Raw genomic sequence first — 16,762 nt, 5'->3', positions numbered from 1 at the left:
GCAAGGCGTCAATAAAAGCCCTATGGGAAGGATGGTTCAAACTACAAACCATCCTTGAAGGTTACGATTTGGCCCGTTCTCTTGAGGCTGACTTGTGATCAAGAGACAGCCGTAAGGCGCCTTTTTTTGTCATAGTGACATGTATTTTTAATTAACTTACGGCATAGCAAACTTAATCAAATCTCCAATGGTTGATATGGTATAAGACGCTTCTTCATCTTGATAAAGGGTAATCCCGTTAAAGCCGATTATGTCATCGTTGGCAGACACTCGTTGATTCCAATAGCTATTGGGGTCTGCTTTTAACATGCCAACGAGAGTTTCTGTCATCAAGGTGCTGCCCAACATTCCCAAATGCTCACCGTTAGCGTGAATTCGCCCCTCGATAAGTAAATATGCCCACAGTGGAGTGCGAGTGAGAAAGTCACCTCTAGCCAGCGCATCCAGCAAGTTTTCGGAATCAGAAAGAGATTGTGCGATTTGACTAGGCGAAATAGCTTTGACACCGATTGCCTGGCATAACGCTTGACCGGTAGGAATACTCAACAAAAAACTTCGGAGTAAATTGCGTTTGGCCAGATGACGCGCGACCGTGCCTTTCTCAAAATCAGTAATGGTTGGCATGTCTTGCAGCCCTTCGCTTAACAAAGGATCAATCTTGCGCGCTTTTTGTGGCTCTATATTGTCATCAATGTGTGTAAATCCGCTCCAGACGATTGCTGTTATGGGGTTTATTGCAAAGTGTTGATTATTCCCCTTCTTTAACAAATCCACATTTTTGCTTCTTGGTTTGGTACTGTCTGGCTTTTGATTAGTCGCCAATATGTTCATTACATCCAGTTTACCATTGAAGACAAATGGACACTCTTGCTTACTAGGGAGTTCTCCAAATTCAGAATTCAATTTATACTCAGGGCGGACCATAGAATGACCAATACGAAAACCGGCGACGGAGAACTCCAATGGCATAAACATTTCTGTTTCACCCGTACCCGCACCAAAATAACGAGGCCCGTATTTCAAACATTCACTGACGATAGCTGGGTGACACAATTGTTTTAGATAATCGTTAACAACAATATATTGGTATGCCCAACGCAATCGCTGCCTCGCTTCTAAATACGCTTCAACACTTGATAATCCAGCGACTTTGAATAAGTCATAGAGCTTATTGTGCGCTAGCAAAAACGCGCAATGGAGCTGTGACAGATTTAAATTTTCATCATTGCGCTCATCGGCAATAAGTGCCTCACGACCTTCTCGATACAAATCGTGTTTTAAACTGCCCTCGGGAGCGTCCATCAGTGGTGTGACTTTAAACCGATATTCATCATCTTCAAATAAACTGTCAGCAACACTAACACTCCCCTCTGTGCTTGAGGTACTTTTAATCAGTGACGCGCCATCACCGTATACACTGTCTAAATCAAAAAATGGCCGCCTTCCATTTTTTAGTTTCTGGGTAATTACGTCTGGAGATTTAGGTGATATTTTTGCTGGAGAACCATCTTTGCTGAGAATGACATTTTTAACTGTATCGTCTTCTCTATCGGTTCGAGCTGTAATATCGTGGTCAATAAACTGACCTAGATAAGTGAAGATAGCTGGTATATTTGAATCAAAGCCACCATTTTCACCCGAAGGTTCAGCCATAGCGTCACCGAGTAAAAGCAAGTTTTCAATGGTTTTAGCATCCTCTCGTATCAAGCATTTTGAAGAACGAGCTGCATCGGGAAACATGTAGCCAAATGGTGTCGTGAACAATATTTCGATGTCTTGGTCAATAATTCGACCGTCATGGGATAGTTTAAAAAACATGAGCAATTCCTTTCCTTAGTTGTGATGTTTTGTGTACTTCCTACTGCCTGTCACTTTCGAGTTTAATTTCTGCTCACTTTTTAACCACCGCATTATTGATTCAAAATTAAGATTGATTTAAACGGTTTTTTGAATGACGCGGTAATGCAATTCACATTTCCGCCTCAACAGTTGAGATAAATGGTAAGTTGATGATGCTTGTTAGAATATGCGGTGTTCAGGTACTCTTAATTCACAGATGCCCTTAGAAATTGATATGCAAAAAAGTAAACAACACAAGATAAGTTGCCCAGAATGCGAATTAACTGTCTCGCTGCCGGAACTTGGGCATAAACAGCGAGCGGTTTGTCCTCGGTGCGGTCATACATTAACCGCCTTTCACAGACACAGCGCACAAAAGGTTCTCGCGTTTTCCCTCACAGCCTTTGTGTTTCTGTTACTTTCACTACCATTTAACTTTTTATCTTTCAAAGCCAGTGGGCAGCAACACCAAATTAATCTCCCGAGTGGCTTACAGGTTCTGATCGACCACGACTATATCTCTCTGGCCATTATTACGGGCTTGGCAACGTTAATACTTCCAGGTTTAGTGTTACTGGGGATGATGTACTTATCTGCCACACAGTTAAATTCAACACCGTCTAACTTTGCTCGCCGTGTTTTGTTCTGGGTACGATTATTACTGCCATGGAGCATGGCGGAAATTTTCTTGGTTGGCACTTTGGTGAGCTTAATAAAAATTAGCTCTATGGCCGATGTATCAATTGGGCTTTCGTTTTACGCTTTTATATTGTTTACCCTTGCAATGACAGTGTGCTTATTTTTGTTTGACGAAACCCAAATGACCTTTTGGGCGTTTGAGGGCGATATGCCTACTAAACATCCGTTAAAACAAAACGATGTGACACGCTCTATTCAACGTACGTGGGCGTTACTGATTACCGCATGCTTGTTATATCTCCCCGCCAATCTCTACCCTATTATGAGTACATCGTTGTTTGGTAGAACTGAACCCAATACAATATTTGGTGGTGTGGTTGCGTTGTGGGAGTCAGGCTCTTACCCCATTGCTTTTATTATCTTTTTTGCCAGCATAATTGTACCAATCGCAAAGCTGGTGATCCTCGCGTGGTTAAATTACACTGTACAGACGGGAGACAGCTCTCGCCCAGAGGCGCGAATTAAACTTTATCGCGTTACTGAATTTATCGGGCGTTGGTCAATGATCGATGTATTCGTTGTCGCTGTACTCGTAGCGTTAATTCAATTAGGTAACACGATTTCGATATTCCCAGGCCCAGCTGCGCTTGCCTTCTGCGCCGTTGTATTTATCACTATGATAGCGGCGATGACGTTTGATTCTCGCTTGCTCTGGTACACCAAGGAAGTTCAAGATAATCATGAGTGAAGAAGCGGTAGTTAAACCCTCCACACCGATTTCGAAAGTTTGGCTTATTCCCCTATTAGCGCTGATGGTGGGTGGTTGGATGATCTTTTATCAATGGAGCCACCAGGGCCCTTTGGTACGCATTGAGCTGTCGTCAGCAGCTGGGATTGAAGCCAATAAAACCCCCATTAAAGTACGCGACTTAGAAGTTGGCCAAGTTAAAAAAATTGAATTGAAGCCAGATCTAGATGGCGTCATTGTCACGGCTCGCGTCGATGCCACAGCCAGCCATCTATTAACAGAGAATACAGAATTCTGGATTGTGGCGCCGCGTATCTCATTTTCAGAAGTATCAGGGCTGAACACCCTGCTATCTGGCAGCTACATTGCCATGTCGGCAGATGACAGCGGTGAAGAAAAGTATGACTTTGTGGCTCTTGAGCGCCCTCCCGTTACGCCGCCGGGAACTCCTGGACTTCACATTACGCTGAGCAGCGACCAGGAAGATCTCGCCTACAAAGCCGGTGACCCAATTATTTATAAAGGGTTTAAAGTTGGCGAGTTTGAAGAAGCAACCTTCAATATTGAAGAGCGAGTGATTTATTACACTGCTTTCATCAATGCCCCTTACCATACACTTATCAACGAGAATACCCGATTCTGGAATGTCAGTGGTGTTAAGCTACAACTCGCATCGACTGGCGTTACTATTCAAACAGGCAGTCTAGAAACTTTACTGGCCAATGGCATTACGTTTGGCGTGCCCGACGGGGCGAGTTTTGGCGAGCCTGTTGAGCAAGAGGCTTATTTTAAAATATACCCCGATTACAAGGCAGCAGAAGATGAGCGTTACAAACGTGCGGCGCAATTTGTTTTGTTAATTAAAGACAGCGTAAGAGGGCTAAAAGTTGGTGCCCCTGTCGAGTATCGAGGTTTGCGCATTGGTGAAGTTAAATCAATTAACGACAGCGCACTCAACATCGGCAATGTTCTCGACGAAGAATACCCTATTCCTGTACTTATCAATATTTATCCCGGCAAAGTTCGTCAACAAGACAATGAAGCCGGTATTGAATTTGTACGTGAACGTATGCGCAAATGGATCCAACAGGATTTGCGTGCCACCTTGCGTATGGGCAGCTTTATAACAGGCGGCCTTTATATTGACTTACAACATATTTACGACGCGCCAAATGAAGAATTAGCCCAGCTTCACGGCTACGACATTATCCCTACGGCTTCAACTGAATTCACGCAACTGACCCAAAAAGCTGATGCAATTTTAGACAAAATCAACAATTTGCCGTTAGAAATGTTGATCACCGATATTCGCTCTGTCGTTGCGTCGCTGGATGATGCAGCCACGTCAGTTGAAAGCTCCAGTGATGAATTTGATGCCTTGATTGCTTCTTTAGACGGTGCGCAGATTAATCACAATGTGAATACTATGCTGAAAGATGTGTCAGCTCTCATGAAGAACTACTCTGAGGGAGGCCTAAGCAAAGAAGAAATTCACGAAACCATTAATGCATTGCAAGAAACGCTCAGAAACCTGCAACCGGTGCTGTTACAACTTAACCAATCGCCTAATAGCTTTATTTTTTCAGACAACCGGGAAGTAAATATTCAACCGCGAGCAGCGAAAGGAAATAACAATGACTAAATACGCTGTAGTAGCCTTGCTGCTACTTGGTTTATCGGGGTGTGGTACTCAACCTTCTAACTTGCAGTTCTATATGCTGCACTCACCTGACAGCGATAATACAAAAGCGCTGGCTGCCGATGCGCCCATGGTCATATTTGGCCAGATTGTTTTTCCTGAATATCTTACACAACGCAATTTGAGCATATTGACAGGCTCAACCACTGTTCACTTTTCCCCTAAGCATGTGTGGGCTGAGCCCATTGCCGCAGGTTTTGCCCAAGCGTTAGAAGAAAATTTGAGACGTCAAGGTATCCGGGGGCTGTCAAAATCGCTGAACTACCCAATAACATCAAGCACAAAAGTTATTAATATTAAGGTTGAAGACTTTATCCCGACCTATAATGGAAAGGTCATACTCAGTGGGCAATACTGGTTTGACAGTAACGAGCATTTAGCGTCATCGCTTCCGGTTGATTTTAATTACTCGTTAACTCTACAACAAGATGGGTTTGCCTACTCAGTTGAAAAGATGAGAGAGTTAGTTGTTTTGCTCAGCCAAGACATTGCGTCTTCAATAAACTAACCAACAAAAGGTGCCACCCTGAATAAACGTGACGTGTTATACAACCTGTTGAATACAGGTTGCTCTGAATCATTTGATGAAGAGACCAACAGAAAAATTGTCGTTATCAACCTATTTGCGTTGGTGGGTACTTCGATCACGTTTTTACTCAGTATTCGTGCTTTCTTTGCCGCAGATTGGGAACTTGGTGCCACACTGTTATTAGCCAGTGGTCTTTTTGCTTTGTGCAGAACCATACTTATCTACGCAAAAACACCGCGGCATCAATTGCTGTCTGCAGGCACACTTATCGGCTGTTTAGTACTACTGATGGCAGCATTGGTAATAACCGGCGGCAATGAAAATACTGGGCCTTTGTGGATTTTCATCGTTCCCCCTGTAGCCATGTTTTTTGGTGGTTTCGTTCGGGGGATCATCACCAATGTGGTGTTTATCTTGTTTATCGCTGTGTTAGTTTTCTACAACGATGAAGCGTTACTCTTAACGAGCTACAGCTACGAATTTAAAACACGTTTGATTTATGCCTACCTAACGGTCACATTCCTCTCTGCATTTTATGAATACAGTCGCCAAAAAACCTTTGAAACGGTTCAGCAGCTGAGCGAAAAATTCGCCCATCAAGCACTTCATGATCCACTGACCTCTTTGCCCAACAGACGCGGTGCACAGCAGCAAATAGATCAAGAGCTCGCCAGACGTGAACGTTCGAATACGCCCTTTACCGTTATTTTATGCGACATTGACCATTTTAAATCGGTCAATGACGAATACGGGCACGATGCGGGCGATATCGTACTGAGCGCCATTGCAGAACTATTTCGTAAAACAGTGAGAAAACAAGATATTGTTTCCCGCTGGGGGGGCGAAGAGTTTCTTTTTGCCCTGCCCGATACCGATTTTAATAATGGCTTTCAGTTAGCTGAAAAGATTCGTCGTACACTTGCAGACACCGCTATCGAGTTTAAAAACCACTCTCTACATGTTACTGCGAGCTTTGGCGTCTGTGAGCTTAACCAAGACATTACGCTGAACAAAGCACTGTCTGTTGCAGACAAAGGAATGTACCAGGCAAAGTCTCAAGGCAGAAACCGCGTAGCTCAATATCAACCATAAAATCAATATGTTAAACCTTAGTAATTGACACTATTACAATATTCATGTTCAGTTACAATTACACACTGACACTTTACTTTATAACGATTAGAATACATCCATTGAAGGAAGAGTAAGAAGCACACAATGAAATCGGACACCTTGATTAAAACAGTGGCATTTTTAGGGCTGCTAGCTTTTGGTTTTTTCGGCATGCTTGGGGTTGAAGCGCTGGGTGAAGAAGAATCGGAAGCCAAGAATATAGATACCCGCCCCGTAGTAAAAGCTGAGCACTTGGAAGCGGCAGATTACACTATTTCAATTGAAGCATATGGAGAAGTGGCACCACTGGAAGCAACGAACCTCGCTGCCCAAGTGAGTGGAGAAGTCGTTGAGTGGAACCCCGATTTCTTGCCGGGTGGCATTGTAAAACGCGGAGAGCTACTTTTTAGCATAGAAAAAGACGCCTATGAAGCGGCTCTGCTCGTGGCTGAAGCCAACGTCGCCAGTGCACAATCCACTCTTATCCAAGAACAAGCGCAAGCTGAAGTAGCTAAACGAGAAGCCAAAAGCTTACCCGACAGTCGAGTAACTGATTTATACCTGAGAAAGCCTCAAATACTGAGTGCCGAGGCAGCATTAAAATCAGCTCAAGCACAACTAAAAATCGCTCAACGCGACCTCGACAATTGTGAAATCAGAGCACCTTATGATGCATTAATTGTTTCTCGTGATATCGGTAAAGGTGATTACGTGACCACGGGTAGTGTTACTTCGGTATTGAACAACGTAGAAACTGCTGAAATCACGTTTCCTGTCGCTGGTTTTGACCAAGCGTTCTTGCCACTGACAATTCCGGGCACACCTGCCACCGTGAGTTTGTCAGGGAAAAATGACAACTTACTGGTACGCGGCGCAGTGCTTCACCGAGATACAGGCATTGTCGATCAAGCAACCCGAATGAGCCATCTAGTCGCGAGAATCGACGACCCATATGGTCTGCGTTCAGGCCAAGCGCCAATTAAGTTTGGTACCTATACAAAAGTAAAATTCAACGGCAGAACACTGGCAAATGTTTACCGTCTACCACAAGAACTAGTTAACAAAAGCCGCATTTGGGTATTAGACAACGACGATAAATTGGTTGCCAAAAAAGTGACTGTACTCCGAGAAGAGGGACGAGATTTTCTACTAACCGGTGACCTCTCTACAGAAGATCGCATTGTGACCACATTACCCGAATACCCACAAAATGGACTAGAGGTAAAGGTGTCAGATACTAGCAGTAGCGCAAGCGCCACTAGCCAAGCCAGTATCAACTAATCGGAGCAAACAATGAAAGATCCCTACGATAGCCAAACGGGCATGATCTCATGGTTTGCTCGTAACTCTGTAGCGGCCAACTTATTGATGGTATTCATCTTTGTGATGGGCTTATACAGTTACAACACTATTCAGCGCCAAATGTTCCCTAACATTGAGCGCAATTATATCAATATTACTGCTAGCTACCCCGGCGCCTCGCCGCAGGAAATCGAAGAATCAATATTAATTAAAATTGAAGAGTCTTTGGTCGACGTCACCGAAATAAAACAAGGGATCTCCAGAGCTTTTCGAAATAGTGGACGAATTAGTTTAGAAATAGACCCTAAGGAAGATCTCGCCAAAGTGCTGGATAAAGTGAAAATGCGCGTTGATAGTATCGCCACTTTCCCTGCCGACATGGAGCCAGTTACTGTTGCCCAAGCCGAATTCCAACAAGATGTTATTGAGATGTCATTGGTTGGCGATTTCTCTCTACTCGAACTCAAACCCGTTGCAGAACAAATAGAAGACGAGCTACTACAACTCGACAACATTGCCATCGCCGAAGCTAAAACGCCAGAAGATGAAATAGGCATCGAAATCGACCCCGAAATGTTGCGTATGTACAACTTGTCGTTGAGTGACGTTACCAGTGCAATTCAGCAATATTCTACCAATATCTCAGCCGGTCAACTTAAGACTGATGCTGGATATATTTCGATTCGCGTTGAAAACCAATACTACACTGGCGATGAGTTTGCCGAAATTCCGGTAAAAATTGGCGAATCTGGGGCAAAAGTGTATTTGAAAGACATCGCCACTATAAAAGATGGCTTCACTGAAGGTGAGCGCTACTTCAAATACTCAGGTCAAAATGCCATATTTATTTCAGTCATGGCGACCAAAAGCCAAAATACGGTACCTGTAGCCGAAACCGTTAAGCAATACATTGAGCAAAAAAACAAAACTCTTCCCCAAGGCTTGCAGCTGAAAATCTTGGTAGATATGACCTACTACCTCAATGCCCGCTTGGACATGATGAAAGAAAACCTCTTTATGGGTGCGATACTGGTCGCCTTGTTACTCACCTTGTTCTTGCGTTTCAGGCTCGCATTTTGGGTCATGCTCGGCTTACCTATATGCTTTTTAGGCGCCATGATGATGATGCCGCTGTTCAGCGTTAGCATCAACATTTTGTCTCTATTTGCATTTATTATGGTACTGGGTATTGTGGTCGACGACGCCATAGTCATCGGGGAAAGTGCATACACCGAAATTGAAAACAAAGGGACTGGCATAGACAATGTTATTCGAGGAGCCAAGAAAGTCGCCACCCCCGCGACCTTTGGTGTTCTCACAACCATTGCGGTATTCGCACCATTTACGTTTAGTAGTGGGCCAGATGGCGAGTTCTTCTATACGATTGCCATTGTTTGTATCTTGTGTTTGGCATTCAGCCTTATCGAATCAAAGCTGATACTGCCTGCTCACTTGGCTCACATGAAATTCACGCCCGTAAAAGAAACCAGCTGGCGAGCGCGTTTCAATAAAGGCTTCTTTGGTTTTGTGCGCGGGCCATATAAACGCACCCTAGAAAAAGCGATTGAATGGCGATATGCCGTCTTCGCAGGCTTCATTGCAGCATTTATGCTCTCTCTCGGTCTTATTTTTGGCAATCATGTAAGAGTGGTTCCCAACCCTAAAGTCCCCCACGACTTTCCCTCTATTGGCATAGAAATGAGTGAAACCGTGTCAGACGAAACCACGATTAATGCACTCAAAACAATTGAGTCTGTCATTCGTGAAGTTGAAAATGAAACCATCGAAAAATACGGCACAGGCATGATTCGAGACCTGCTCGTATTTAACGAAAGTCGCACCGAAGCGAGAGTGCTTGCGCCGTTAGTCGACGAAGAAAAGCGCCCTTTCAACACCTTTGAACTAGCACGTCTATGGCGTGAACGCATACCTGAAATCCCTGGAATGAAATCATTTTTTATCGAAGATGATGTCAACAGCAGTGGTGACAACGGAGAGTTTGGCTTCCTTTTTTACGGGCCTGATATCGAAACATTAAACCAAGCTGGCCGCTATTTTATTGAGATGCTTCAACAACAAAAAGGGCTTTATGACGTCTCATCAACTATCGACCCAGAGAACAAAGAGGTTCGTTTAAAACTCTTGCCAGTAGCATACGAACTTGGCCTCAACTTACGTAACATTGCTAGCCAAGTTGGCTACAGTTTTTACGGTGGTGAAGCCCAACGAGTCATTCGAAATGGCGAAGAAGTCAAAGTAATGGTGAGATACCCAGAATTGACTCGTGAACAATTTGCCGACCTAAAATACACCGTTATTACCACTCCCGCAGGAAAAGAGGTAATGCTAGGCGACGTGGTTGCGCTAGAAGAAAACCCAGGTATCAGTTACATTCGCAGAGAAAGTGGCTATCGCACCGTGTATATTTGGGGAGCGATTGATGAAGAGTTAGTAGAGCCAGGAGAAGCGGTAGATTCGATTTACGAGAACCTCTTACCCAAACTTGCTGAAGCTTACCCTACAGTGACCACAGAGCTAGGTGGGGACATAGAAGAACAAGAAGCACAACAAAATGAACAGATTATGTTCTTCATTGCTGCTTTGCTGCTGATTTTCATTCTGTTAGCCGTTCCGCTTAAAAGCTACTCGCAACCACTGATCATTATGTCGGTGATCCCCTTTAGTTTCACAGGGGCAATTGTAGGGCACTACATTATTGGTATTGAGCTCAGCATGATGTCAACATTTGGCCTCATCGCTGCAACAGGGGTTGTGGTCAACGATTCTTTGGTAATGACAGATTTTGTTAACCAACGTCGTGCTGAGGGCTTCTCAATTAAAGACGCGGTGATTGACGCAGGCTGCTCGCGCTTCCGAGCCATCACGCTCACATCAATTACCACGTTTGCAGGCGTGCTCCCTATTTTGTTTGAAACCAGCTTACAAGCACGGTTCGTCATCCCCATGGCCGTGGCATTAGGGTTTGCAGTAATGTATGCCACACTCGTCACGCTTATTTTAGTGCCTTGTTTGTACTTGGTTTTACAAGACATTATTGGCCTATTTAAGTCGGCAGGTTCAATACCACAAAAAATAAAACGCCGACCGAAAGACAACCAACAAGCACAAGCGTAGACGAGATTTTAAAGGGCGTGATTACGCCCTTTTTCATTTATCACGATAAGGACAAAAGCAATGACAGCAATCACTATTCGTGAGGCCAATCAAAGTGATGTAACCCAGATTCGTCAGTTCATTCTTGATTTGGCTATCTATGAAAAAGCCGAACATGAAGTTGAAGCAACAGAAGAACACATCCTCAACACGTTATTTTCAGATGCGCCTCGTGCTCATGCGCTCATTTGTGAGATAAAAGGCAAGCCTATTGGATTTGCAGTGTATTTTTTCAATTATTCGACCTGGCAAGGCCGCTACGGCCTGTATTTGGAAGATTTATACGTCGACCCTTCTGTTAGAGGCGTAGGCGCAGGCAAAGCTTTACTGAAGCACCTAGCAAACATCGCCGTTGAAAAAGACTGCGGTCGTTTTGAGTGGAGTGTTTTGGACTGGAATGAACCCGCTATTCAATTTTATGAATCTATTGGGGCAAAACCAAAGTCGGAATGGGTCGGTTACCGTTTAGATGGTCAGGCACTGTCTGACTTCGCTAAAAGCTAGCAGACCTACCTAGAGTTAATAGGAGCCTTGAATATCCTTCAACTGGCTCCTATTTGAAATGGCAATTACATTTGGCCTGCCTCTTCATATCGAGCATGCCAACTCAATGCCTCTTCGAGTAAATGCGGCGTGTGTAAGCCTCTCCCCGATTCACACGCTCTATGATAGTAATCTAACAAACGCTCTTTATAATCAGGGTGTGCACAGTGCTCAATGATTTTTAGCGCACGTTGCCTTGGTGACAACCCTCGTAGATCGGCCAGCCCCTGCTCAGTCACCACGACTTTGACATCATGCTCTGTATGGTCAACGTGTGATACCATCGGAACAACAGAAGAGATCGCGCCATTTTTGGCTACAGACGGCGACATAAAAATCGATAAATAACCATTGCGAGCAAAATCACCTGAACCACCAATACCATTCATCATTTTACTGCCCATAATATGGGTAGAGTTTACATTGCCGTAAATATCCATCTCTATAAAGCCATTCATGGCTATCACGCCTAATCTTCTCGCTAATTCAGGGTGATTACTGATATCTTGTTGACGCAAAATAATCTTGTCACGGTAAAAATCAATATTATCGTTAAACTCTTGAATAGCGTCTGGACTCAGTGAAAATGCGGTGGCCGATGCCACTTCTAAAGTCCCCGATTTTAGCATTGCCAACATACCGTCTTGAATCACTTCAGTAAATGCGGTGAGGTGTTTATACGGTCCTGCATCAAGGCCATTGAGAACGGCATTGGCAACATTGCCGACCCCTGACTGGATAGGTAAAAGCTTTGCTGGTAAACGCCCTCTTTTTATCTCCTCATCGAAAAAGTGCAATATATGTTCAGCAATTTTTTGCGAAACTGCATCAGGCGCTTTAAAAGGAGAATTACGGTCTACTGAAGAGGTGTTAACCACCGCGACGACTTTATCGATGTCACAACGCAAATAATGTTCACCGATTCTATCTTTTGCTTGAGTCATCTGAATAGGACGACGATGAGGCGGCAGTGCAGAACCATAATAAATATCGTGCATTCCTTCAAGCTTGAGGTTTTGTTGGTCGTTAACCTCCAAAATAATTTTATCCGCCTGTTCTAACCACGTTTTATTGTTGCCTATTGATGATGAAGGAAGCAATCGGCCATCAGGCAAAATAGCACTCACCTCTATCACGGCTATATCCAGCTTGCCGAAAAATCCAGACCACGCATATTGCGACACTTCTGACAGGTGGATATCTAAGTAATCAATCTCGCCATTATTAATGTGGTTTCTGCAGCTAGGATCTGACTGAAATGGCAATCGCGTAGCAATACTGTCTGCATCGGCTAATACACCATCGAGTTCAGGCGCAGTAGAAGCGCCAGTCCAGAGGTTAATTTTAAAAGACTCTCCTCTTGTATGGGCGGCTTTAGCACGATTAGCGAGTGCCTGAGGCACAGCCTTTGGGTAACCAGCACCTGTAAAACCACTCATACCGACGGTTGAACCATCAACAATAAATTCAGCTGCTTGTTCAGCACTGACAATTTTATCTGTCAGCGCTGAACACAATATTCGGGATTGAGAAAACATGATTAAACTCCGTGAAGAGGCACCACCTAGTGCAGTACAGTTTGAGATTGAATGATTTTAATTGCGCAAGGTGCCCGAGAAATAATTCAACACTAGGGTTATCCGAAACAAGGACTAAACTAAAGTCTAATACACTTGAATACAGTTAAACATATGACCTTGGTTGTAGAGATTGAACACGCATTATCCAATGTATGGTGATAACAGTATTGTTTTAAGTCAAACTCGTTGATAAATAGCAGCTATTTCTCTCATAAACCTCATAATTAAACGTTTACATTGCTTTATATATTCTGACAGTTACAACCTGTAACATTTGGATTAAAATAATACGCTGACTATTCTAGGCAAAGACATAAAATGATGGTTTTACTTTGTCGCCTACGCCAACTAAAAAATTAATGAGCAACTCACCATTTACGGGTTCTACAATCGACTCTGACATTCTCGTTGTCAACACGTTAAAAACAACATGGTTTGGCACCTTGCATGTTTTCCAGTGCTTGCTCATTGGCTACCTCAGTTTGTTGTTTTTTATCGAAGACCACAATCAATATGAGAGACTATTAGGCGCGTTCACTTATTTCGTAACACCAAGTGCCAATTTTACCCACAGTGTGCTTTACAGCTTATTTATCACGGGATGTGTGTGGTTGTTACTGTGCCCTACACTTCTTCACAGTAACCGAGATATCCAATACAGACGAAGCAGCCGTCGCTTAAAGTTATTTGTGCTAACAAGCTTGATAATTAGTGGTATCAGTTTTGGCTGTACCGTCACGCTCAGCCAGATGCCTGATTTTCATTGGCTTAAATTAGTCAGTTTTGCCCATTTTATATCGATTATGATCTGTGCCATACGCTGGCATCAAACTCACAATTTTAAGCTAGAAAGAAAAGTCACTTGGCTGAATAGAACCTACTTTCTGATGGTTGGTTACTGGCTGTGTTTGTTTGCTTTGATGTTGGTGAGTATAACGCAGAAGTCCGCTCTTCAAAGTACAGAAATGTCGAGTAACATCACGTATACCTTGATGAGCTTTTTATTACTATTATCTCCATTAATCGTGCATCAACTATATTTAATGATCGCTAAACGGCACTTGATAACAATACGCACCATCATGCTGTTATTTGGTATTTTTAATAATGTTTTATTGCTATTCGCTTCTATTAAGCAACTATGGCTACCATTGCTTTATTTTCATTAGATATCAAAAGAGCGCTAATTAAGCGCTCTCAGATTGATGATAAACCCCTCCTTTTTTGGTGGGGTTTATTTTTTTGAGCAGCCGAAGGCTGCGATCGCGTTATTTTTCAGTTTGGCGGGTGAAGCTGGATTTTTAGTGGTTTGCCCTGTTTCAACTGGTTATAGGGCTAGTTGTAGATTCTTTCGGTGATTTTAGCGGGATTTGCGAGGGGGTATTGGCTTATGCAGCCTTGGCTAAGGCCATTTTCTTCATATTCTGACAAGCGGCGGCTAACAGACACTGCATCGAGACATTATTGAGCCCACGATATCGGCAGTATCGGTGACCATGGTGTTGTTTGGCATCCGCGAAGCTTCGTTCAACGGTTTCAGCTCGCCTTCGGTATTGTTTTTTACCCCAGCCGCTTAACCGTACTTCATTAGCGCGTTCTACACTGGCTTGCCAGATATGCCGGGTAATCACTTTCTTGTGGTTTTTACTGTTCGTACACTGCGACCTGACTGGGCAGTCTTTGCATTGCTTCGCATCAGAGTGATACTGTCGATAGCCTTCACGGTTAGTGGTGGTGTAAGCGATAACCTGGCCTTGTGGGCAGGTATAAGTATCAGACTCAGTGTCATACACATACTCACGCTTGGCGAAGTAGCCCTTCTTTTTAGTCGGACGACGATAACCCATTACACCAATTAACTGTCGCTCTTCCAGATGGTGGCATACCGAGGCAGTGAAGTAGCCTGCATCCAAACCGATGGCAACATGGTTGAGCTTAAAGGTCTCTCTGGCTCTGTCGATACGTTGAATGATGGGTTGGCTGTCATGCACATTGCCTGGTGTGGCATGGGTATCAACGATAATGCCATGACGGCCATCGACAATCCGGTGGTCGAGGTAGAAGAAGCCTTTGGGCTTTTCATCCCTCACCATAAAGCCGCTGTCAGGGTCAGTGCGGCTAACCTTAGTGGGCTTAGTGCAAGGCGTTTCCTCCTTACACTTCAGGGGCTTTTTTCCCTCAATCTCCCTGTCTTTTGTTACCGCTTGGTTTAGCTGTTCAACATAGGCTGACGGTGTGACCTTTAGGTCCTTAATGTCAAAGCGCTTCTTGTTAGCGTTAGCTTTCAAGTGCGTGCTATCCGCAAACAAACTCTTGCTCCCAATGAGTCCTTGCTTCATAGCCTGACGAACAATATTGTCGAAGATAACCTGATAAATATCGCTGTCTTTAAAGCGCTTAATCCGGTTTTGGCTCAGCGTAGAATGATGAATGACCTCTTCGGTCAGGCCCATACCTAAGAACCAGCGATACGCAACGTTTACCTGTATTTCTTTGATTAGGCGACGCTCGCTACTGATACCAAAAAGATAACCGAGAAACAGGATTTTAAAGAAACGAACGGGGTCAACGGCGGGTCTGCCATTATTCTGACAATAAAGGTGAGCTACCTCATCGCGGATAAACTCGAAATCTATCGCCATATCAATCAAGCGAACCAAGTGGTCTTCTGGCACTAGCTCATTGATATAAACAGTTTCAAACTCGTATTGTTGTGGGGACTTTGGGGTTAGCATGGTGAACACTCCGAATTTCACTATGCCTATTAGATCAAAGCCCCAGACTTCCGTCTAGGGCTTTTTCAACAGTCTGAGAGCGCTAATTAAGCGCTCTTTTATGTTTTTAATTACTGGATGCCGTGTTTCCACCACCACCAGTTCCACCGGCCCCTTCACCTACACCTAATGGCTGGAATGCACTCACCGAACTTCCATTTGCAGCTGTTGATTCTGTAAATATATCATCGATATTAAACCCGTTTTCCAAAGCTATTTGCAGTGCATCTTCTTGTGAAATTACACCTAACCCATAAGCTGTTCTCAACAGCATTTCTTTGTCATTTGGAAAGAAAGTAGAAACCAATGTTATCACCCCGTCAACATCATATCCTTGTTGAGAAAGTGCCGCAAAAAGAGCTTCTTCTAAGCTCATATCTTGAACCAATAATGAAAACAGCAAAGTTCCTTCTTTTAAATACGTCGTTAATACTTGCTGCTCAGAATCTGTTAGCGTTTCGTTGTCTTCAATTATTTGGACTAATACGTCGTGCGTAACTTTTTCAAATGCGGTGGAACCTTTGAGGTTTTCATGGATTTTTTGATTTAACAAATCGCCTTTAACTAGAGGTGTTGACTCACCTGTTGATTTTGCAATTTCTTCGGTTTTGTTATCAATAGATTGTACAACAGCTGTCATACCAATACCGGCAAGGTACGATGTGCTACTCTCACATGGGGATTAATTTTCTCACCCAACTTTTTATGCGTACAAACGAAAAAAGCCCACTCGTTTGAGTGGGCTTCATTCTAAATAGGAGCTTGGCGATGTGCTACTCTCACATGGGGAGACCCCACACTACCATCGCCGCTAACGTGTTT

General features: G+C 43.7%; 12 protein-coding genes. 8 read left to right on the top strand and 4 right to left on the bottom strand.

Annotated elements, in window-relative coordinates; genetic code table 11:
• Positions 1 to 156 precede the first annotated feature (156 nt).
• A complete protein-coding gene (locus tag ACXAH6_RS19855; RefSeq protein WP_474879683.1) occupies positions 157 to 1,818 on the bottom strand; it encodes a peroxidase family protein in 1,662 nt (553 codons plus the stop codon).
• Positions 1,819 to 2,074: 256 nt separating this feature from the next.
• Between ACXAH6_RS19855 and ACXAH6_RS19850 the strand changes: the two genes are divergently transcribed.
• The 7 genes from ACXAH6_RS19850 to ACXAH6_RS19820 all read left to right on the top strand — a co-directional run bounded on the left by ACXAH6_RS19850 (position 2,075) and on the right by ACXAH6_RS19820 (position 11,547).
• Positions 2,075 to 3,226: a paraquat-inducible protein A gene (locus ACXAH6_RS19850; protein WP_474879681.1), complete on the top strand. Its 1,152-nt coding sequence runs from the start codon at positions 2,075 to 2,077 to the stop codon at positions 3,224 to 3,226.
• Entirely contained in the window at positions 3,219 to 4,868 is a 1,650-nt protein-coding gene (gene pqiB, locus ACXAH6_RS19845) for an intermembrane transport protein PqiB (protein WP_474879680.1), read from the top strand. The genes ACXAH6_RS19850 and pqiB overlap by 8 nt, the downstream gene beginning before the upstream one ends.
• Positions 4,861 to 5,433, top strand: coding sequence for a PqiC family protein (locus ACXAH6_RS19840; protein WP_474879678.1), 573 nt, complete (start codon positions 4,861 to 4,863; stop codon positions 5,431 to 5,433). Before pqiB ends, ACXAH6_RS19840 begins: the two co-directional genes overlap by 8 nt.
• 33 nt (positions 5,434 to 5,466) lie before the next feature.
• Positions 5,467 to 6,546 carry a GGDEF domain-containing protein gene (locus ACXAH6_RS19835; protein ID WP_474879677.1) on the top strand — a complete coding sequence of 360 codons (1,080 nt, stop codon included), beginning with the start codon at positions 5,467 to 5,469 and terminating at the stop codon, positions 6,544 to 6,546.
• Between the two features lie 126 nt (positions 6,547 to 6,672).
• Positions 6,673 to 7,848 (top strand): efflux RND transporter periplasmic adaptor subunit, encoded by a 1,176-nt coding sequence (locus ACXAH6_RS19830; RefSeq protein WP_474879676.1) that lies wholly within the window; start codon positions 6,673 to 6,675, stop codon positions 7,846 to 7,848.
• Between the two features lie 12 nt (positions 7,849 to 7,860).
• The gene (locus tag ACXAH6_RS19825) at positions 7,861 to 11,004 is read left to right on the top strand and encodes an efflux RND transporter permease subunit (RefSeq protein ID WP_474879674.1); all 3,144 of its coding nucleotides are present in this window, start codon (positions 7,861 to 7,863) and stop codon (positions 11,002 to 11,004) included.
• A 60-nt stretch (positions 11,005 to 11,064) separates the two neighbouring features.
• Entirely contained in the window at positions 11,065 to 11,547 is a 483-nt protein-coding gene (locus tag ACXAH6_RS19820; protein ID WP_474879673.1) for an N-acetyltransferase family protein, read from the top strand.
• Positions 11,548 to 11,612: 65 nt separating this feature from the next.
• Here ACXAH6_RS19820 and ACXAH6_RS19815 read toward each other — a convergent pair whose 3' ends face one another.
• The gene (locus ACXAH6_RS19815) at positions 11,613 to 13,124 is read right to left on the bottom strand and encodes an acetyl-CoA hydrolase/transferase family protein (RefSeq protein WP_474879672.1); all 1,512 of its coding nucleotides are present in this window, start codon (positions 13,122 to 13,124) and stop codon (positions 11,613 to 11,615) included.
• A 401-nt stretch (positions 13,125 to 13,525) separates the two neighbouring features.
• Between ACXAH6_RS19815 and ACXAH6_RS19810 the strand changes: the two genes are divergently transcribed.
• Positions 13,526 to 14,335 (top strand): hypothetical protein, encoded by an 810-nt coding sequence (locus tag ACXAH6_RS19810; RefSeq protein WP_474879670.1) that lies wholly within the window; start codon positions 13,526 to 13,528, stop codon positions 14,333 to 14,335.
• A 219-nt stretch (positions 14,336 to 14,554) separates the two neighbouring features.
• Here the strand turns inward: ACXAH6_RS19810 and ACXAH6_RS19805 are convergent, their stop codons facing one another.
• Positions 14,555 to 15,901 carry an IS1182 family transposase gene (locus ACXAH6_RS19805; RefSeq protein WP_474879668.1) on the bottom strand — a complete coding sequence of 449 codons (1,347 nt, stop codon included), beginning with the start codon at positions 15,899 to 15,901 and terminating at the stop codon, positions 14,555 to 14,557.
• Positions 15,902 to 16,007: 106 nt separating this feature from the next.
• On the bottom strand, positions 16,008 to 16,580 hold the full coding sequence (locus tag ACXAH6_RS19800) for a hypothetical protein (RefSeq protein WP_474879666.1): 573 nt from the start codon (positions 16,578 to 16,580) through the stop codon (positions 16,008 to 16,010).
• Between the last annotated feature and the right edge of the window lie 182 nt (positions 16,581 to 16,762).

The organism is Alteromonas sp. ABE4_545 (assembly GCF_056161325.1).
Note: the sequence above shows the minus strand (reverse complement) of the source record. Positions and strands in the feature narration are given on the sequence as shown.